The following is a 20,160-nucleotide window of genomic DNA, read 5'->3' as shown; positions in this document are numbered from 1 at the left end:
ATAGAACGAATTTAGAGAAACAATGAATTTTTCTTGCGATCACGCCGCTGATAACAGGTCCGTGAGATAGCCGCTGCCTCCTCCCAAGCAGTGGCCCAGCCCGGAGACATCTAGTGATCCATATGCTGCCGCTTCTTGCACCGCTGCTGCTTGCCGGTGCGTCCTATTATGCCTTCAAGGCGCCAGGGCTTCGCCCGCGTCTCGCCATCCGCGTTGCGGAATTCGCCGCGCTCGGATCGATCGTCGTTGCGATCCTGTCCGGTGTGGTTCTCTATCTCGAAGGTCCGGGGACGAGCCCGGCGATCGGTTACAGCTACTTCGCGCTGGCCTCGCGGCTCGACCTTGTCAGCCTGGTGATGCTGCTGCTCGTCTCCTTCATGGGCTGGGTGGTGCTGCGATATGCCGGCACCTTCCTCGACGGGGAAGCGCGGCAGGGACCATTCACCGGCTGGATGACGGCGACACTGGCCGCCGTCCTGCTGCTCGTCCAATCTGGCACGCTGCTCCAGCTCCTTGTCGGCTGGGTCGCGACCAGCCTGCTCCTGCATCAGCTTCTGCTCTTCTACCCTGAGCGGATTGCTGCCCAGCGCGCCGCGCGCAAGAAGTTCATCGTCTCGCGCACCGGTGATGCCGCGCTGATCGGCGCCGTCATCCTGCTCGCCATTTCCTTCGGCACCGGTGACATCGCCACCATCCTTGCCGCTGCACGAGAAGGCGAGGGCCTGCCGCTTACCATCACGGCTGCTGCACTGCTTGCCATTGCCGCGCTGCTCAAGTCCGCGCAGTTCCCGACCCATGGCTGGCTCACCGAAGTCATGGAAACGCCGACCCCGGTCTCTGCCCTGTTGCATGCCGGTGTCGTCAATGCCGGCGGTTTCCTCTTGATCCGCTTTGCCGATGTCATGCTGCAGGCGCCGGTGGTGCTGGCGGTGCTGGTCATGGTCGGCGGCTTCACGGCGCTGTTCGGCAGTCTGGTGATGCTCACCCAGTCGGCGGTGAAGTCCTCGCTCGCCTGGTCGACGGTCGCGCAGATGGGTTTCATGATCCTGCAATGCGGTCTGGCTCTCTTCCCGATCGCGCTTTTACACATCGTCGCCCACTCGCTTTACAAGGCTCATGCCTTCCTCGCCTCCGGCTCCGCCATCGAGACGGTCGCCTCGATCAAGCGTCCCGGTCCGGTCGCGATCCCGAATGCCAAGGCGGTCGGACGAGCCTTCCTGCTGGCGCTGACCATCTATGCCGTCATCGGTGTGCTCTTCGGTTTCGCCGACAAGCCGCCGCAGGCGCTGGCGCTCGGTGCGATCCTGATCTTCGGTGTCGCCTATCTGATCGCGCAAGGCTTGGCGGATGCAGCGCCCCGGGCGCTGACCTGGCGCACCTCCCTGTACTCGATCTCTGCGGCCACGGCCTACTTCGCCCTGCAGCGGATTTCCGACAAGCTGATGCTCGGCACGCTGCCGGCCACCCCGCAGCCCGGGCCATTGGAATGGACGCTGATGCTGCTTGCGGTCGTCACCTTCGGCGTGGTCGCCGTTGCCCAGTCGCTCTTCCCGCTCTGGGCCTATCATCCGGCAGCGGCGGGCCTGCGCGTCCATCTCGCCAACGGCCTCTACGTCAATGCCCTCTTCGATCGCCTGCTCGGTGGCTGGACGCTTCCGCGCACCACCTCCGCAACGCCTGCTTCCGTGAAGGAGTGAACCGATGACCGAGATGACCACAATCGACACTTTGCATGGCGAAGCTCTTGCTCGGGCGGCAGATCAGGCAGTGCGGGCGATCCCGCCGGCCTGGCCGCTGACGGCGACCGTCGCCGTCAATCCCTTCCTCGGCCAGATCAGCGAAACGCTTGAACAGACCGCGGCCCGGCTGGGCCGGATCGCTGGCGTCCGGCTGGCGCTGCCACGCAAGCACTATGCCGACCTGTTCGCCAAGGGCGAGATCACGGACGACGATTTGGTGGCAGCACTCCAGTCGAGCACGCTGTTCAACCAGATCGATCTGCCGGCGCTGAAGGCTGCCCTCGCCGAAGAGCCGCAGGCGGTTGCCGCGCTCCCGACCATTGCGGAGCTTGCCGCACGGGCCACGGGCAAGGACTGGCCGGGGCTGGTCTCTGAGCGGATCGGCAGCTTCGCGGCCGGTTTCTTCGATCAGGGCCAGGCACTCTGGGCCGCGTCCCGGCGCAACGGGCTCTATGCCGCCTGGCGCGCCTTTGCCACCCACGACCTGACCCCGGAAATCATGGGCTTCAAGGGCTTCAGCATTCATGTCGACGAAACGCCGGAGACCCCGCATGGGGCGATCGAGCGGGCGGCGGTGTCGCTCGGCCTCGGCGCCGAACCCGGCACCTATTTCCATCAGCTTCTGCTGACTGTCGGCGGCTGGGCGCAATATGCGCGCCACATCCAGTTCAAGGCGGAGGTCGAGGGCCGCACGGATACGACGGCGCTCGAGCTGCTCGCGATCCGGCTGGTCTTCGAAGAGGCGCTCTATGCCCAGCACAAGACCGCCATCGAAAGCGAGTGGCAGCAGGTGCGGCGGAGCCATGCCGAGCCGGTCAGCCCTGATTTCGACACCACCATCGACGGGCTGCTGCAGATGGCGGCGGAGCGGGCCACACAACGCAAGCTCGCTGCAAAGCTCGCGGCACCCTCGACGGTCAAGGTCGCCGAGTTGCGGCCGGTCCTGCAGGCGGCCTTTTGCATCGACGTGCGCTCGGAAGTTTTTCGGCGCTCGCTCGAAAGCGTCGATCCTGCTGTCCGCACGCTCGGCTTTGCCGGCTTCTTCGGTCTGGGCGCCAGCCACAAGGGTTTTGCCTCCGACGTTGCGGAGCATCGTCTGCCGGTTCTCCTGAATCCCTCTGTCTTCAGCTGCAGTGCTGTCGATCATGATCAGGAAGCCGATCAGCAGGCTCGGTTCAGCGCGCGTGCCACCCGCGCCTGGGGCCGGTTCAAGTTGGCCGCCGTCTCCTCTTTCGCCTTCGTCGAGGCGATGGGGCCCGTCTATGCCGGCAAGCTGCTGCGTGATGGTCTCGGCTTCCACAAGAGCAAGGCACCGGATGCTGCCAAGCCGCGCTTTGCGCCGAGCCTTGATTTGGACACCCGTGCGGTGGTCGCCGAAACGGTGCTGAAGGCGATGTCGCTGACGGAAGGTTTCGGCCGCTTCGTGCTGATCGCCGGCCATGGGGCGAATGTGGTCAACAATCCCTATGCCAGCGCGCTTCACTGCGGCGCCTGCGGCGGCTATGCGGGCGATGTCAACGCGCGTCTGCTGGCCGATCTCTTGAACGATCGCGCCGTGCGGGAAAAGCTTGTCGCCAGCGGGATCACCATCCCGGCCGACACCGTCTTCCTCGGCGGCCTGCACGATACGACCACCGATACGGTGACGCTGTTCGAGAATGACCTCGAGAACGACATTCTGCCTCAAGACATCGTTCGGATCCGCCAGTGGCTTGCCCAGGCCGGCAGCCTGACGCGGGTAGAGCGGGCGCGGCGTCTGCCGCGGGCGACGGCTGACCGTGTCATCGAGCGCAGCAAGGATTGGTCGGAAGTCCGGCCAGAGCTCGGGCTTGCCGGTTGCCGCGCCTTTATCGCGGCACCGCGCACGCGGACGGCGGGCCGGTCGCTGGGAGGTCAGGCCTTCCTGCACGACTATGTGTGGAAGAAGGACGAGGGCTTCAAGATCCTCGAACTCATCCTGACGGCTCCCGTTGTCGTCGCGAGCTGGATCAGCCTGCAGTATTTCGGCTCCTGCGTTGCGCCGTCGCTCTTTGGTGCTGGCAACAAGCTCCTGCACAATGTCGTCGGTGGCATCGGTGTCGTCGAGGGCAATGGCGGCAATATGCGCGCCGGGCTTCCCTGGCAGTCGGTGCATGACGGGGAGAATTTCGTCCACGAGCCGCTGCGCCTGACCGTTGCCGTCGAGGCTCCCAAGGAGGCGATTTCAGATATCCTGAAGCGGCATGCGCAGGTTCGCGCCCTCTTCGACAATGGCTGGTTGCATCTCTTCACGCTCGACGAGCAGGGGCAGATGGCCTGGCGCTACGAGGGGCAGGGATGCTGGGTGGAATCGAGGGGTGGCGTAAACCTGGAGAGGGAACCTCTGGTGGAAGCGTGCTGAGTGTATGAAACCCAAGAAGGTTGGGCGGCAATAGCGGATTGCCGTTGTCGCCCACCCACCACCTGCGTCTTGCGTGCAGGTTACGGTAAAGCATGCGACTTCGCATGTTTCTAATTAAGTCGTTGTTAGTCTTCCCCGTCCATTCTTGAAGGGTTGATTAAGGCGTTGCATCGCATTCATTGCCATGTCTGCGTCGGAGGAGAATTCAACCGTGTTCATCGATCGCATCCTGTCCCGCTTCAATATCCAGACCAAGGTGCTGATTTTTATCCTGCCCTTCGTCATCAGCATTTCCGCCGTTGGTTTTACAGGTCTTTATGCCTCCGGACTGCTGCAGGGCCGAATCGAGATTTCGAACAGCGTATTGCAGTCTTTGAGCGGCTTCCGCGATGTCTCGGCCTCGATGACGGACTTCCTGGAAAACACCACTGCGCAAACCCGCGAAGACGTGACGACCCGGCTGAAGCAACAGCAGCAGGACCTGCAGACTACCCTGTCGCAGCTTTCCCCGGATGCCGATGGCCGTGCCGAACTGGAACAGGCTCGTGTGCTGGTCGATACGGTTGTGGGCCGGATCGATGAGCTTTGGCGTTTGCACGAGTCTGAATCGACCCTGATCGCCACGCTTCAGCAGGGGACCGCGCAGGTGGTCACGGCCCAGGAGAAGATCACGTCAGCCATGACGGACCTGGAAAAGGCTGTGCAGGCGGATGATGCATCTGCCAAGTCCATGCTGCGCGACGCCGAGGGGATCCGCAGTTCCGGTACCTTCCTCAGCGAAACCAATTCTGCCTTCACGAAGGCCAAGACACCGGACGAAAAATTCGCCGTCATTTCCAGCCGCCTTCCCGAACTCGTGTCGCGCCAGCAGATGTTGGCCAATGTTCTGCCCCAGGCAAACAAGTCGGCCGCGAAGACGCTGGAGAAGATTGCCGGTCAGCTGAAAGCGGTTCTCGACGCGAATGACCGCTCTGATGCCGTCATCACGGATCTGCAGGGCACGCTGCGCAATTTCACCCAGCTGAATTCCTACCTGGGTTTGGCTGCCCAGCAGAAAATGAAGGACGCCACCATCAAGTTCGGCGAACTGGATGCGCCGCTTGCCAAGGCGCAGGCCGTCATTGTCGATGGGCGCCAGCTCATGTCCGCCGGCTATGGTCTGCAGATCATGATGGCCCGCTTCCTGCTGGAGCCGACAGACGAAAATCGCGGTCGTCTCGATCAGCAGTTTGTGGCGCTCAAGACGTCGCTCGATACGCTTGAAACCAGCGCGGCGGATCAGCCGCTCCTCATGCAGGCTACGGCGGAACTCGCGCCCGCGATCGACAGTATGGCCGCCGCCAGCGCCGAACTCGTCAAGGTCAGCCAGGCACGCAAGGCGAGCTACGATCAGGCCGGCGTCGACCTCAATGTGATCTGGAAGCAATTGACGACCTTTGCCGAGATGCAGAAGGTTTCGGCCGGCGAGGAGCGTCGCGACGCCAACTCCATCTCCATCGGTGCCACCGGTATCGGCATCCTGATCTCCATCTTCGCCGGCATTGGCCTGGTGCTCACCTTCAAGGGCCCGATCGGCCAGATCACCGGCGCCATGCGTCGTCTGGCCGAAGGCGTGCTCGACACCAAGATCAACGGTGAAGCGCGCGTCGACGAAATCGGCGAGATGGCGCGTGCCCTCGGCGTCTTCAAGCAAAATGCGCTGTCGAAGATCGAAATTGAAAGCCGCAGCGAAGCCGAACGGGCCCAGGCCGAGGAAGAGCGTCGTCGCAACGATCTCGAGAAGCAGGAGATCGACCGCCAGATCGATTTCGCGGTCAATGCGCTCGCCACCGGTCTCGGCCGTCTTGCCAAGGGCGACATTTCGGAGACCATCGACACGCCGTTCCACGGTCGCCTGGAGCAACTGCGCAACGACTTCAACCAGTCGCTGGAGCATCTGCAGGATACGATGACGCAGATCCGCTCGAACACCTACATGATTCAGCGGAACGCGGCCGAAATGAGCAGTGCAGCCGATCAGCTTGCCAAGCGTACCGAACAGCAGGCGGCGTCTCTCGAGGAAACGGCGGCTGCCGTCGACGAGATTACCGTCACCGTCAAGTCGTCCGCCGAGCGGGCCGAGGAGGCAAACAATATCGTTGCCGATACCAAGGGTCGGGCGGACACCTCGTCTACGGTCGTTGCCAGCGCCATCGATGCCATGGGCCGGATCGAGGACGCCTCGGGCCAGATCGTGCAGATCATCGATGTCATCGACGAGATCGCATTCCAGACCAACCTTCTGGCACTGAACGCGGGCATCGAGGCCGCCCGTGCCGGTGAGGCCGGCAAGGGCTTTGCCGTCGTCGCACAGGAAGTCCGCGAGCTCGCCCAGCGTTCTGCCGGCGCTGCCCAGCAGATCAAGGACCTGATCCACAAGTCGAGCACCGAAGTCTCCTCGGGCGCAAAGCTCGTGCAGCAGACGGGCGCGGTGCTCGCCGAGATCTCCGCCAACATCATCACGGTCGCCGATCGTGTCTCGGTCATAGCCATGGCGAGCCGCGACCAGTCGAATGCGCTGGCGGAGGTCAACTCCTCGGTCAACGAGATGGACCAGATGACCCAACGCAACGCTGCAATGGTCGAAGAGACCAATGCCGCAACCCGGCAGCTCGCGGACGAGGCGGATGCGCTGATGCAACTGGTCAATCAGTTCAAACTGGCACCGGAAGGGCGTCGGCAGGCTCAGCATTCGCATAGCCGCGCGGCCTGATAGGAACGCCAGGGTTTCGAGCTGCGAGCCGCCGGGACGCCCCCGGCGGCTTTTCCTTTTCCTGAGCTCTGTCGCGCCGTCTTGGAAAGCGCCGGCCGGACCGCTATCCTTCCGCCGGAGGAGGACTGAGGATTTGACGAGCGGAACGCTACCACCCCAACGGCGACTGGCTGTCGCGCGGCGCATGATCGTCGCGCTGGTCCTCGTCCTTGTCGCGGCCAGCATCCTGCTGATGACCGTCGGAAACCGCTTCCTGACGCAGAACGTCATGGCGGAGGCATCCCTGCAGGCGGACAGTGCTCTGCGTCTGGCGACTTCGGCGCTGGCCGGTCATCTCAGTCGCTACGAGACCCTGCCGGCCCTCATCGCCGACCATGAAGACATGAAGGAACTGGTGCTGGATCCCGGCAATCCAAACCTGCGCCAAGCGGCCAATCTCTATCTGAAGGAAATCAATACGCTGCTCGAATCCTCGGACATCTATGTGATGACCATGGACGGCAATACGATTGCGGCCAGCAATTTCGACGCCCCGGCAAGCTTCATCGGAGAGAACTTCATTTATCGGCCCTATTTCTTCGAGGCGGCCGCCGGCAAGCAGGCACGCTTCTACGCGCTCGGCACGACGTCCCTGAAGCGCGGCTACTACTTTTCTTCGCCGATCGAAGTGGATGGCGCGGTGCGGGGTGTGATTGCCTTCAAGGTCGATGTCGAGGGGATCGAGACGTCTTGGCGGGGTGGTCAATACAAGATCCTCGTCCACGACCCTGAGGGCATCATCTTCATGGCCGCAGATCCGGAATGGCTGTATTCCTCGGTGCAGCCTCTCACTCCGGAGCGGCTGGAGCGGACTTCGGCTTCCCGCCGCTATGCCGATGCGGCGCTGCGCGAACTGCCGATCAAGCGCAGCACACTCGGCGAACATGTGCTGATGACTGTCAGTCAGGCCGGTGGCTCGCGGGAATATCTCGTGCTCGAGCAATATATGCCGGGCGCCGATTGGACCGTGAAGGTGCTCTTCGATACGGGCACGATCCATGCCCAGGCGCGCACCATGCTGGTTGCCATTCTCCTGTCGCTCTGCCTCTTGGGGCTGGGGCTTGCCGTCGTCATCCAGCGCCGAGCGCGACTGCAAGAGCGCATGCATATGCAGATCGAGGCTCAGGCCGAGCTCGAACGGCGGGTCGAGGCGCGCACGGCGGATCTGGCGCGGGTCAACCTGCAACTGCGCCAGACCCAGGCCGATCTCATCCAGGCCGGCAAACTCGCAGGCCTTGGCCAGATGTCGGCCGCCTTGTCGCATGAGTTCAATCAGCCGCTGGCTGCCGCCAAAACCTATGCCGACAGCGCGACCATGCTGATCGATCGCGACAGGATCCCCGAGGCGCGGGACAATCTCGGGCGGATCTCCAATTTGATCGACCGCATGGCCTCGATCTCGCGGCACCTGCGCAATTTTGCGCGCAAGCCGAACGAGAAACTCGGGCCGATTTCGATCGAGGAGGTGGTGGAGGAAACGCTCGAGATCGTCTCCGCCCGGCTCGGAACAGCGGATGCGACCTTGTCGATGAACTTCGAGCCAGGGCTGCCGAGCGTCCAAGGCGGCTCGGTTCGACTGCAACAGGTTCTGGTCAACATCGTCACCAATGCCTGTGACGCGGTCGAAGGTCTCGATGACCGCAGGATCGAGCTTTCGGCCCGGCGGGAGCAGGCACGGGTGGTCATCGAAATCGGCGATCGGGGCCCGGGTGTGCCACCGGCGATCATGGAACGCATCTTCGATCCCTTCTTCACCACCAAGGGTGTCGGCAAGGGGCTTGGTCTCGGGCTTTCGATTTCCTACAACATCATCAAGGATTTCGGCGGCAGCCTGACAGTCGGGCAGCGTGAAGGCGGCGGAGCTCTGTTTCGCATCGAACTGCTCGAAGCAGAGGCATTGAACGAGGCAGCAGAATGAATTCGGGACTGGTCTTGCTCGTCGATGACGAGGAGGAACTGCGCTATTCCACCAGCCAGGCACTCGAGTTGCACGGCCTCGAGGTCAAGGCCTATGCTTCGGCAGAAGAGGTGCTGGCCCGTGTCGGCTTCGGCTTCGATGGTGTCGTGGTTACCGACATCCGGATGCCCGGCATCGACGGGATGACGCTGTTGCATCGGATCCGTGAGCTCGACCACGAAATCCCGGTGATTCTTGTGACCGGCCACGGCGAGGTGCAGCTCGCGGTGAAGGCGATGCGCGACGGTGCCTATGATTTTATTGAGAAGCCGTTTGCCAGTCAGGCGCTGGCGGGGGTGGTGCGCCATGCGCTCGACCGTCGTTCGCTGGTGCTTGAAAACCGGCGCCTGAGGGCCGTTGCCGGCAAACGCGACGATATTGAGACGCGCCTCCCGGGGCGGACACCCGTCATGGTCGACCTGCGCTACCGTGTCCGGGCGATCGGGGCGACGGAGGCCGATGCGCTGATCATTGGTGAGACGGGTGCCGGCAAGGAAGTCGTCGCGCGCGGCCTGCACGATGTCAGTGGTCGGGCGAAGGGACCGTTTCTTGCGATCAACTGTGCCTCGCTCCCGGAGACGCTGATCGAGAGCGAACTGTTCGGGCACGAGGCCGGTGCCTTTCCGGGTGCACTCCGTCCTCGCTACGGTAAATTCGAACACGGCCGTGGCGGGACCATCCTGCTCGACGAAATCGGCTCCATGCCTTTCGATCTGCAGGCGAAGTTTCTGCGGGTCCTTCAGGAACGGACGATCACGCGCCTTGGATCGAACGAGATCGTACCGCTCGATGTGCGTTTCCTCGCAACAAGCAAGGTGGACCTGGAAGGCGAGGTGGCGGCTGGCCGCTTCCGGGCTGATCTCTTCTACCGACTGAATGTCGTGACACTTCGGGTTCCGTCTCTGGCCCAGCGGCGGGCCGATATCCCGCTGCTCTTCCTGCATCTGGTGCGCGAAGCCTGCGCCCGCTATGGGCGGGATGACATGGAAGTCGAGCCAGAGATCCTCTCCGAGATCGCCGAGCGCGACTGGCCGGGCAATGTGCGTGAACTGCGCAATGCAGCCGACCGTCTGGTGCTCGGGCTTGAAACCGGGCTCGACAGTGCGGCGGCTCTCGAAAGTGCAAATACTCGGCTTGCCGACAAGGTCGCGGCTTATGAAAAACAGCTGATCGCCAATGCGATCACGGCTCACGGCGGTGCCTTGCGGCCCGTTTATGAGCAACTCGGCATCTCCCGCAAGACGCTGTACGAGAAAATGCAGAAGCACGGGCTGGACAAGAGTCTCGCCATCGATCCGCGCGACTGACTTGCCGGATCCGGCGTCTCCCGTCGTTCGATGGGTGGAAATCCACACATCGGAAAACCGACTTGGGCGGAAACCTACCCATGTTGCGGTGCGACAGTCGAGAAAAGCTCAGCACTCTGTGCCCGGGGCAATTGTGACCCGGCCTCACCTGAAGAAGATCGGGCCATCCAATGCCGGGCGGGAGGAGCCGAACCGGCAGGATCCATCGAACCGGGAGGCTTTCATGACTTTCTTCAAGTCGCTCTTCAGCGCGACTGCCATTGCCGCAACCTTCATCGCCGCAGCCGCATCGGCTCAGACCTATCCCGAGCGCTCGATCACCATGGTCGTGCCGTTCGCCGCCGGTGGTCCGACCGATACGGTCGCACGTCTCGTCGCCGAATCCATGTCCAAGGATCTCGGCCAGCAGGTTCTTGTCGAAAACGTCGGCGGCGCCGGCGGCACGCTGGGCGCCGGCCGCGTGGCGAGCTCCGAGCCGGATGGCTACACCGTCCTGCTGCATCACATCGGCATGGCCACCAGTGCCACCCTCTATCGCAAGCTCGCCTATGATCCGCTCAATGCCTTCGACTATGTCGGTCTCGTCACCGATGTGCCGATGACCATCGTTGCCCGTAAGGACTTCGAGCCGACCGATCTCAAGGGTCTCGTCGAGTATGTGAAGGCCAACAAGGACAAGGTCACCGTGGCCAATGCCGGCATTGGTGCGGCCTCCCATCTCTGCGGCATGCTGTTCATGAGCCAGATCGAGACCCCGCTCGTAACCGTTCCCTACAAGGGCACCGGTCCGGCCATGACCGATCTGCTCGGCGGCCAGGTCGACATCATGTGCGACCAGACCACCAATACGACCAAGCAGATCCAGGGCGGCACGATCAAGGCCTATGCGGTCACATCGGCCGAGCGCCTGCCGGTGCTGCCGGATGTGCCGACCGCTGCCGAAGGTGGTCTCAACGACTTCCAGGTTGGCATCTGGCATGGCGTCTACGTGCCGAAGGGCACGCCGGCCGAAGCGATCGACAAGCTCAATGCCTCGCTCAAGAAGGCACTCAAGGACGAGAATGTCGTTGCCCGCTTCGCCGAACTGGGCACGGCTCCGTCGCCCGACGCCGATGTCACCCCGGCAGCGCTGAAGGCTAAGCTCGAAGGCGAAATCGCCCGCTGGAAGCCGGTCATCGAAGCGGCCGGACAGTACGCCGACTGATCCATCCACATCTGCGCGGATCCGGTTTGACGACCGGGTCCGCGACTTGTCGTGCCGGTCGGTCCGCCCAGGCCCGTCCGCGCCTTTTGTCGGGGGACATCATGAAATCCTTACGCTTCGACACGGCCAACCTCATCTGCGGTCTGCTGTTTATCGGTCTCGGCCTCTTCTTCGTCCTGCAATCTCTGTCTCTGGAACTCGGAACCGCTTTCCGCATGGGGCCGGGCTACTTTCCGCTCGTGCTGGCGGGTGTGCTGACCCTGCTCGGTATCGTCATTCTCGTGCAGTCCGTGAAGGTCACCGGTGAGGTGATCGGTGCGATTGCCTGGCGCGGCATGCTCTTCATCCTGCCGGCGCCGATCGTCTTTGGCCTTCTGGTGCGCGGCGCGGGCTTCGTCCCGGCGCTGTTCGTCGCCGCCTTCATCGCAAGCTTCGCCTCGGAGCGGCTGAGGGTCCCCGCGGCGCTCGCGCTGGCCGCCGGCATCACGCTCTTCTCGGTCCTCGTGTTCAGCTACGGCCTCGGCCTGCCGTTCGAACGCTTCGGCCCCTGGTTCCGTTGAGGAGGCGGCCATGGATTTCATCAGCAATCTCGCCCTTGGTTTTTCGACGGCCGGTTCCATCGAGAACCTGTTCTTCTGCCTGATCGGTGTCATTCTCGGCACGCTGATCGGCGTTCTCCCCGGCATCGGTGCCACGGCGACCATCGCCATGCTTCTGCCGATCACCTTCCAGCTCGAGCCCGTCTCGTCGCTGATTATGCTCGCCGGCATCTATTACGGCGCGCAGTATGGTGGCTCGACCACGGCGATCCTGATCAACATGCCGGGTGAGTCTTCTTCGGCGGTGACCGCGATCGACGGCTACCAGATGGCCCGCAAGGGAAGGGCCGGGGCGGCGCTTGCCATCGCGGCCATTGGCTCCTTCTTCGCCGGTACGGTCTCGACCTTCTTGGTCGCGATCTTCGCGCCGCCGCTGACATCGATCGCACTGGAGTTCGGCGCGGCCGAATACTTCTCGCTGATGATCGTCGGTCTCGTCTCGTCGATCGCGCTTGCGCACGGCTCGATCATCAAGGCGCTCGCCATGGTCGCGCTCGGTCTGCTGCTCGGGCTCGTCGGTACCGATATCTATTCCGGCACGCCCCGCTTCACGATGGGCATCACCGAATATGCAGATGGCCTGAACTTCGTTGCCGTTGCCGTGGGTGTCTTCGGTGTCGCCGAAATCCTGCGCAACCTCGAAAGCGATCGCAATCGTTCGGTGCTGATGACCAAGGTCACCGGACTGATGCCGACGCGCGATGACTTCAAGCGCATGATCTGGCCCGTGCTGCGCGGTACGGGCATCGGCTCGGCGCTTGGCATCCTTCCGGGCGGCGGTGCGATCCTGGCCTCGTTTGCCTCCTACACCGTCGAAAAGCGTATGGCGAAGAACCCGCAGGAGTTCGGCCATGGGGCGATCGAAGGCGTTGCGGGCCCTGAATCGGCGAACAATGCCGGTGCCCAGACCTCGTTCATCCCGCTGCTCACGCTTGGCATCCCTGCCAATCCGGTGATGGCGCTGATGGTCGGGGCGATGATCATCCAGGGCATCGTGCCCGGCCCGAATGTCGCCAGCGAACAGCCGGCGCTGTTCTGGGGTATCATCGCCTCGATGTGGATCGGCAACCTGATGCTGCTGGTCTTGAACCTGCCGCTGATCGGGCTTTGGGTGAAGCTTCTGACGATCCCGTATTACGTGCTGTTCCCGATCATCATGGCCTTCTGCTCGATCGGGGTCTACAGCGTCAACGGCAACATCTACGACCTCTATGCCGTCGCCTTCTTCGGTCTCATCGGCTATGTGCTCGTCAAGCTGCGCTGCGAGCCGGCGCCCTTGCTGCTCGGCTTCGTGCTCGGCCCGCTGCTCGAGGAGAACCTGCGCCGCGCCATGATCCTGTCACGCGGCGATCCGTCGACCTTCGTGACGCGTCCGATCAGCCTGACGCTGCTCTTGATCGCGCTGGCGGTTCTGGTCATCGTCTTCCTCCCGAGCGTCAAGAAGAAGCGCGAAGAGGTCTTCCAGGAAGAAGACTGAGGTCTTCATCTGGCAATTCCCATGGCCGGTGGCGACGCCGGCCATTCTTATTGTTGCGGGGAGCCGGTTTCGAAGAGCGAGGACCAGTTGTTGATGAACCGCTCACGGGTTGCCTGGTCCTGCGCCGCCAGCAAGGCCGGTCCGATGCGGATCGGCCGTCCCACGCCGGACTCGATCAGGGACATGGGACCATCGACATCCGGTGGCAGGGCCGCGCCCTCCGAGAAGAAGAAGGCTTTCTCCCGAGCGACCTTCTGGCCCCGCGCCGAGAGCAGATAATCGAGAAAACGCTGTGCAAGGCCGGGATTTGCCGCGAGCTTCGGAATGAGCGCGCCGCGCGACAGAATGAGTGCGTAATCGCGCGGGATCACCACACGGAGATCCGGATTGCGGCGCGACGCGGCATAGGCATAGGAGCCCAGCACGTTGTAGGCTATGCGAAGCCGGCCATTGGCGATTTCTCCCAGCACCTCGCTGTTGCAGCAGCGGGTGACGACCTCGGCACGGCTGAAGCTTTCCAGCAATCGCCCATAGGTCGTGGGCGCTTGAAGCGCATCGTGGAAGGCCAGCAGATAGCCGATGCCCGAGGCGCGCACGTCATAGGTGCCGATCCTGTTGCGGTAGACATCGGGCTTGGCACGCAGGAGTTCGGCGATTTCCACATGTGATCGCGGAACGTCTTCCGGAGGGACGCGTCGACCGTCGTAAACGATCACAGCCGGTTCGAATGTGAAGCCGAAGACTTCGTCGCGCCAGTTGGCCCAGTCGGCGACGCGTTCGGTCTCGGGTGAGCGATGGTCCTGGGCACACCCGTCATTGGCCAGTTTGACGAGTTGGTCGACCGATGACGACAGGAGCAGGTCGCCGGAAGCGCTCCCGTTGAGACAGGCGGCTTCGGCCTCGCGGAAGAGGTCATTGGTCACGTAGTCGTTGAACTCGACGGTCACCTCCGGTGCCAGGTGCTGGAAATCGAGGATCAGCGGTTTCATTGCATCGACGTCCGTCGCGCCTTTGACGACGAGACGCGCCTGTTCCGTGGCGATGGACGGGAAGACTGTCTGCTCGCCCTCCAGGGCCAGCGCCTGCAGAGATGTCGCCAGAAGCCCGGCGCCGAGACACAAGGTTGACTTCACGATGCGACGCACCGTCATGGCCTTTCCTTTCGCATCAACGGCAGCTCGAGCACCACGGTAAAGCCTCGTTCCGGCGTTTTTTCGCGGAAGGAGAGGGCGCCCTTGAGCGCTCCGGCAACTTCCGACGCAATGGCGAAACCGAGGCCGGAACTGCCTTCACCGGATTTCGACGAGACGAACCGCTGGGTGACATGGGCCCAGTCGGACGGCGGGATCCCGGGACCGTCGTCCTCGACCTCCACCAGGCCGAAATCGCCCCGTCGCGTAACCCGAACCTCCAGCTTGGACAAAGTGCCGTGGCGCAGAGAGTTGTCGATGATGTTGACGATCGCTTCGCGAAGGCTCAGGCCGTCGCCGAGGATGGTCAGGGTCTCATCTGGCGCTTCGAAGGAGACGACCGTATCCGGATCGATGGTAATGGGTACTGCCGCGCGAAACGCCTTGCGGGCGACATCCGTGAGGTCGAGTGGCGAAAGCTGGGCGGAATCGAAGCGGTGGATGACCATCGCGTGGTTGAGCAGTTGCGTCGTGAAGCGCGCAAGCTCGTTGGTGCGATTGCGCACTCGGCTCAGGTGGCGGCGGTCGGTCTCGGACAGCGAGTCTTCATCGATCAGGCTCACCTGCGCCGAAAGCGCGGTCAGCGGCGTGCGGATCTGGTGGGCGCTGTCGGCAATGAAGCGCTGCAGCAGTTTCAGACGTTCATCGAGGCGGCGCATGAAGTGGTTGATTGAATCAACGAAAGGCGCCAGTTCGCGGGGAACATCGACGGCCAGCGGGGTGAGATCCTGGGAGTCGCGGCGGCGCAGGGTGACCCCCAGGACATCGAGTGGCCGCAGCGAATAACGCACCGCGAGCACCGTGCCCGCCAGTGCCAGCAGGCTCATGATGATCACGAGGATCAGCGCGCGTGTCGTTAGCTCCGTCGTGAGGGCCTGGCGTGCTTCCGTCGTCTGGGCAATGAGGACATGAGCCCAGCCACCGACGCTCGGGTCCGAGATCGCCCGGCTGGTCTGGACGAGACGCACCGGCTGGTCGCGGTAGCGGGTGGTTTCAAACAGTGGCGTGCTCAGCGCATGGTCCCTGTCGGTGTTCGCAGCCAGATCATCGTAACCGGTGAGCGTGCTGCCGTCGGGGGCGATGACCCGGTAGAAAATGCGATCGCGCGAGGCCAGGCCCAGAAGTTCGAAAGCGCTGGGAGGCAGGTTCACGACAATATGCCCGTCCTCAACCACGAGGCTTTCGAGGATCTGGATCGCCGCTCCCTGCAGCAGCCGGTCATAGGCCTCGTCGGCCGCTGCGCGGGCGTAAAGCCAGGCCGCGGTCATCAGCACGGCCGCGCCTCCGGCCAGAACCAGCGCGACGCGCCAAACGAGGCGGGAGAAGAGGGACGGCTTAGTCCTCTGCATCGGACACCAACTGATAGCCCATGCCGCGCACTGTCACGATCCGGGCCTTGGCGCCCTCCAGCTTCTTGCGCAGCCGGCCGACATAGAGCTCAATGGCGTTCGGCCCCGCCGCTTCTTCGAAGCCGAACAGCTGGTCGAGAAGCTGCTCCTTGCTGAACACGCGACCGGGGCGGCTTGCCAGGATTTCGAGCAGGGTCATTTCGCGGCGTTTCAACTGAACCTCGCGCTTGCCGACCCGCACGGACCGCTGCGACCGGTCGAGGAGCACGTCGCCGCAGGCGATCACGTTGGTGGCTTCGCCGCCACTGCTTCGACGCATCAGGACGCGGGCGCGTGCTTCCAGTTCGCGGAAGTCGAAGGGTTTGACCAGATAGTCGTCTGCGCCGAGATCAAGCGCGCCGACCCGATCGTCGATTTCCGAGCGGGCCGTCAAGACGAGGACCGGGACGGGGTTCTTGTTCTGCCGAAGGCGCTTCAGGATGGAAAAGCCGTCGAGGCCCGGCAGCATCACATCCAGGATGACCAGATCATACTCGGTAAAATCGAGAATTTCCGAGGCGGTGCCACCGTCCGTCTGCCAGTCGACCGTGTGGCCGATGGTCTCAAAGCGGCGACTGATCGCCTCGCCCACGTCGAGCGTGTCTTCCACGAGCAGAATGCGCATTCCTATCGGTCGCATGTCTTTGAGCGGTGATCAAGCTGCGTCGTGCCCATCCCGCCGTTAACGGGTTTGACAGGATCGTGACAGGATTGGGGCCTATCAATGGTCAGCCGGCATAGGGAGAGAGCTTAAGCCGGCATTCGGGGAGGATCCCGACGCCATCGCCACCAGGACCACGCGGACGCTCGTCTGGCGTGAACGCCTCTTGTTGTGGCCAGGGTCGGGATTGTCCGAGGAACGCTCAGACATTCGGGAGAGAATGATGATCCGCAACACGATGAAATTTCTGGCCGGCGCCGCCCTGATCGGCCTTGCTGCCGCGACCGCTGCCGTCGCCGAGCCGACGAAGCCGGAATGCCTGGCCGGTGCCAAGCCGGGCGGCGGTTTCGACCTGACCTGCCGACTGGCTGCCAATGCCCTGCTTGAAACCAAGCAGATCAGCCAGCCGATGGCCGTCACCTATATGGAAGGCGGCGTTGGCGCGGTGGCCTATAACCACGTGATCTCGAAGCGTGCCAGCGATCCGAACCTGATCACGGCTGCGTCGTCCGGCTCCGCCCTGCTGCTCGCCCAGGGCAAGTTCGGCCAGTACGATGAAAACGCCGTCCGTTGGCTGGGCGCGCTCGGCGCCGACTTCGGCGTGATCGTCGTCAATGCCGACTCGCCCTACAAGACGATGGCTGACCTGGTTGCTGCCTATAAAGCCGACCCGACCACCTTTGCGATCGCCGGCGGCGGTGCCGTTGGTTCGCAGGACTGGATGAAGGGCTCGCTGATCGCCAAGGCTGCAGAACAAGATCCGAAGTCCATGCGCTACGTCGCGCTTGAAGGCGGCGGCGCCGTTCTGACCGCTCTCGAAGGCGGCCATGTGCAGGTCGGTTCCGGCGATGCTGCCGAAATGGGCAAGCATCACCTGGCCGGCAAGGTCCGCATTCTCGCCGTCATGTCGCCCGAGCGCCTGCCGGGTGAACTGAAGGACATCCCGACTGCCAAGGAGCAGGGTTACGACATCGAGTGGCCCGTCTGGCGCGGCTACTATGTCGGCAAGGATGTCTCCGACGCGGATTACGACTGGTGGGTCAAGGCCTTCGACGCCATGAGCAAGACGCCTGAATTCGCCAAGGAGCGCGACGCTCGCGGCCTGTTCGAATTCACCATGCTCGGCAAGGACTTCGATGATCGCGTCAAGAGCGACGTGGCGAAGTTCAAGGTCATGGCGAAGGAAGCCGGCTTCTGACCTGGCCGGGATGCCGCTCTCGGGCGGCATCCCTCTCCCCTGGGCCGATGGGTCGGGGATGCCGAACGCGTAACACCTGCCGCAGCAGAGGCTGCTGGCGTCATGACCCTGGACATCCGTCCCGTTGAACGTGGTGGTCGCTCCGGGTGCGGGAGAGAACCTATGTCTGATAACACGAGAACCACCCTGCTGATCGGGCGCATCAGCGCCCTTGTCCTTCTTCTGCTTGCCGTCGCCTATGGCATTGGCGGCAGCATGATCGAATATGCCTTCTCCTCAGATCCGCTCGGTCCACGCGTGATGCCGGTGATGCTTGCGGTTCTGCTTGGCCTGCTCGCGCTGCTCTATCTGAAGTTCCCGGGTTCGGCCGAAGGTTTCCCGACCGAATCAGCGCTTCTTCGGGTTCTCGCTGTGCCCGCAACGCTGATCGTGTGCGTTGCGCTGTTCGAGCCGCTCGGCTTTACCATCTCGATCTTCCTTCTGACGGCGGTCACCGGCTGGATTTTTGGCGCATCACCCAAGCTGTCGATCATCGCGGCCGTGGTCCACGCCGCCCTCTGGTGGTTCATTTTCTCCTTCTTGCTCGAGGTCTATCTGCCAACCGGCGCCATTTTCGGCTGACCGTCGCAGACCTGAAAGGATACTTCCATGAGTTTCGAATATCTCTGGCACGGTTTCGGCGTGGCCCTCACAGGGCAGAACCTGCTGATCGGTTTCATCGGCTGCTTCATCGGCACACTTGTCGGCGCTCTTCCGGCTATCGGGCCGATCAACGGGATCGCCCTGTTGATGCCGATCGCCTATTCCATGGGCCTGCCGGCCGAAAGCACGATGATCCTGCTCGCGTCGGTCTATTGCGGCGCCGAATATGGCGGCCGTATCTCGTCCATCCTTCTCAACGTGCCCGGTGATGCCGGTGCCGTGATGACGGCGATGGACGGCTATCCCATGGCAAAACAAGGCCGCGCCGGCGAAGCGCTGGCGCTCTCCGGCATCGCTTCCTTTATCGGCGGCATCATCGGCGTGATCGGTCTCGCCTTCTTCGCGCCACTGCTCTCTGGCCTCGCCATCGGTTTCGGCCCCGCCGAATACTTCGTCCTGATGGTCTTCGCCTTCGCCACCCTTGGTTCGATGGTCGGCTCGCAGCCCACCAAGACGCTGATCGGCTGCGTGCTCGGACTGATGCTGGCCACTGTCGGTCTCGACGCCACCTCCGGCGCCTATCGCTTCACCTTCAACGAGCCGGAACTCGGTGACGGCATCGAGTTCGTCACGCTGGTCATTGGTCTCTTCTCGATCTCCGAAGCGATGCTGATCCTCGAGCATCAGACCAATGGCGTCACCGTCATCCGGGAACTCGGTCGCATGACGGCGCGAATGTCCGATGTGATCAAGAGCATGGGAGCAACCCTGCGCGGTTCCTTCATCGGCTTCATCGTCGGCGTCCTGCCGGGCACTGGGGCTTCAGTTTCGAGCGCCGTATCCTATACCACCGAAAAGCGGATTTCCGACACCGAGGGCACCTTCGGCCATGGCGACGTCCGTGGTCTGGCCGCACCCGAGGCGGCCAACAATGCCACAGCGGCCGGCGCCTTCGTGCCGATGCTGACACTCGGCGTGCCCGGTTCCGGGACCACGGCGGTCATGCTCGGCGCGCTGATGCTCTACAACATCCAGCCCGGGCCGATGCTGCTCGTCGAGCGGCCGGAAATTGTCGGCGGTCTCGTCGCCTCGTTGTTCGTCGGCAACTTCATCCTGCTCGCGCTCAACCTGCCGCTGGTCAACATCTTTGCCCGCGTGCTGACCATGCCGAACTGGATCCTCGTTCCCGGCATCCTCGTGCTCTCGGTCATCGGCGTCTATTCAACCCATGCCTCGATCTTCGCGATTTACCTGATGCTCGCGATCGGCATTGCCGGCTGGCTGCTGCGAAAGGCCGGCTTCGACATGGCGCCGATCATTCTCGGTTTCGTGCTGGGCAAGGTGATGGAGGTCAATCTGCGCAATGCACTGGCGATCAGCGGAGGAGATATCTCCATCCTGTTTCAGAGCAAGATCTCGCTGGTGCTGTGGGTCCTTGCCATCGCGGTGGCGGTCCTGCCGGTTCTGCTCGGCTGGCGGGCGAAGCGCCGGCGCCAGCTTGCGGCCGCTGAAGCGTCTGCCCAGTAACATTCACGGCCGGCAGTCTCTGCTGGCCTGTCGCCGATCCTCCCAAGGACGAGACGCCGTGTTCTGCCCTGCAGACGCGGCGTCTATCGTTTGGGGGCTC

Annotated in this window: 14 protein-coding genes; 11 read left to right on the top strand and 3 right to left on the bottom strand. The window is 63.1% G+C overall.

Features of this window, described 5'->3' with window-relative positions; all coding sequences use genetic code 11:
• Positions 1–122: 122 nt before the first annotated feature.
• The 8 genes from ACT53S_RS13080 (at position 123) to ACT53S_RS13045 (ending at position 13,454) form a co-directional block, all read left to right on the top strand.
• Complete coding sequence (locus tag ACT53S_RS13080) at positions 123–1,697, top strand: proton-conducting transporter transmembrane domain-containing protein (RefSeq protein ID WP_476067483.1); 1,575 nt, start codon at positions 123–125, stop codon at positions 1,695–1,697.
• A gap of 4 nt (positions 1,698–1,701) precedes the next feature.
• Positions 1,702–4,119: a YbcC family protein gene (locus tag ACT53S_RS13075; protein WP_476067301.1), complete on the top strand. Its 2,418-nt coding sequence runs from the start codon at positions 1,702–1,704 to the stop codon at positions 4,117–4,119.
• A 211-nt stretch (positions 4,120–4,330) separates the two neighbouring features.
• Positions 4,331–6,871, top strand: coding sequence for a methyl-accepting chemotaxis protein (locus tag ACT53S_RS13070; RefSeq protein WP_476067300.1), 2,541 nt, complete (start codon positions 4,331–4,333; stop codon positions 6,869–6,871).
• 184 nt (positions 6,872–7,055) lie between these two features.
• The gene (locus ACT53S_RS13065) at positions 7,056–8,828 is read left to right on the top strand and encodes a sensor histidine kinase (protein WP_476067482.1); all 1,773 of its coding nucleotides are present in this window, start codon (positions 7,056–7,058) and stop codon (positions 8,826–8,828) included.
• Positions 8,825–10,174 (top strand): sigma-54-dependent transcriptional regulator, encoded by a 1,350-nt coding sequence (locus ACT53S_RS13060; RefSeq protein ID WP_476067299.1) that lies wholly within the window; start codon positions 8,825–8,827, stop codon positions 10,172–10,174. Before ACT53S_RS13065 ends, ACT53S_RS13060 begins: the two co-directional genes overlap by 4 nt.
• A gap of 223 nt (positions 10,175–10,397) precedes the next feature.
• Positions 10,398–11,378: a tripartite tricarboxylate transporter substrate binding protein BugD gene (locus tag ACT53S_RS13055; protein WP_113375845.1), complete on the top strand. Its 981-nt coding sequence runs from the start codon at positions 10,398–10,400 to the stop codon at positions 11,376–11,378.
• Between the two features lie 101 nt (positions 11,379–11,479).
• Positions 11,480–11,938: a tripartite tricarboxylate transporter TctB family protein gene (locus tag ACT53S_RS13050; protein WP_476067298.1), complete on the top strand. Its 459-nt coding sequence runs from the start codon at positions 11,480–11,482 to the stop codon at positions 11,936–11,938.
• 10 nt (positions 11,939–11,948) lie between these two features.
• Positions 11,949–13,454 (top strand): tripartite tricarboxylate transporter permease, encoded by a 1,506-nt coding sequence (locus tag ACT53S_RS13045; protein ID WP_113375847.1) that lies wholly within the window; start codon positions 11,949–11,951, stop codon positions 13,452–13,454.
• A gap of 47 nt (positions 13,455–13,501) precedes the next feature.
• On the opposite strand, the gene ACT53S_RS13040 is transcribed toward ACT53S_RS13045, so the two are convergent.
• The 3 genes from ACT53S_RS13040 to ACT53S_RS13030 are packed head-to-tail and all read right to left on the bottom strand — an operon-like array spanning position 13,502 to position 16,657.
• Positions 13,502–14,605, bottom strand: coding sequence for an ABC transporter substrate-binding protein (locus tag ACT53S_RS13040; protein ID WP_476067297.1), 1,104 nt, complete (start codon positions 14,603–14,605; stop codon positions 13,502–13,504).
• Positions 14,602–15,993, bottom strand: a complete 1,392-nt coding sequence (locus ACT53S_RS13035; RefSeq protein ID WP_476067296.1) for a sensor histidine kinase — start codon at positions 15,991–15,993, stop codon at positions 14,602–14,604. The genes ACT53S_RS13040 and ACT53S_RS13035 overlap by 4 nt, the downstream gene beginning before the upstream one ends.
• The gene (locus ACT53S_RS13030) at positions 15,980–16,657 is read right to left on the bottom strand and encodes a response regulator transcription factor (protein ID WP_113375850.1); all 678 of its coding nucleotides are present in this window, start codon (positions 16,655–16,657) and stop codon (positions 15,980–15,982) included. Before ACT53S_RS13030 ends, ACT53S_RS13035 begins: the two co-directional genes overlap by 14 nt.
• A gap of 259 nt (positions 16,658–16,916) precedes the next feature.
• Between ACT53S_RS13030 and ACT53S_RS13025 the strand changes: the two genes are divergently transcribed.
• The 3 genes from ACT53S_RS13025 (at position 16,917) to ACT53S_RS13015 (ending at position 20,060) form a co-directional block, all read left to right on the top strand.
• Positions 16,917–17,891 (top strand): Bug family tripartite tricarboxylate transporter substrate binding protein, encoded by a 975-nt coding sequence (locus ACT53S_RS13025; protein WP_476067295.1) that lies wholly within the window; start codon positions 16,917–16,919, stop codon positions 17,889–17,891.
• A 162-nt stretch (positions 17,892–18,053) separates the two neighbouring features.
• The gene (locus ACT53S_RS13020; protein WP_476067294.1) at positions 18,054–18,512 is read left to right on the top strand and encodes a tripartite tricarboxylate transporter TctB family protein; all 459 of its coding nucleotides are present in this window, start codon (positions 18,054–18,056) and stop codon (positions 18,510–18,512) included.
• A gap of 27 nt (positions 18,513–18,539) precedes the next feature.
• A complete protein-coding gene (locus ACT53S_RS13015; RefSeq protein WP_113375852.1) occupies positions 18,540–20,060 on the top strand; it encodes a tripartite tricarboxylate transporter permease in 1,521 nt (506 codons plus the stop codon).
• Positions 20,061–20,160: the final 100 nt, after the last annotated feature.

The sequence above is a fragment of the Allorhizobium sp. DMC15 genome (genome assembly GCF_056314065.1).
The sequence above is the reverse complement of the archived record's forward strand: the minus strand, read 5'-3'. Positions and strand labels throughout refer to the sequence as shown.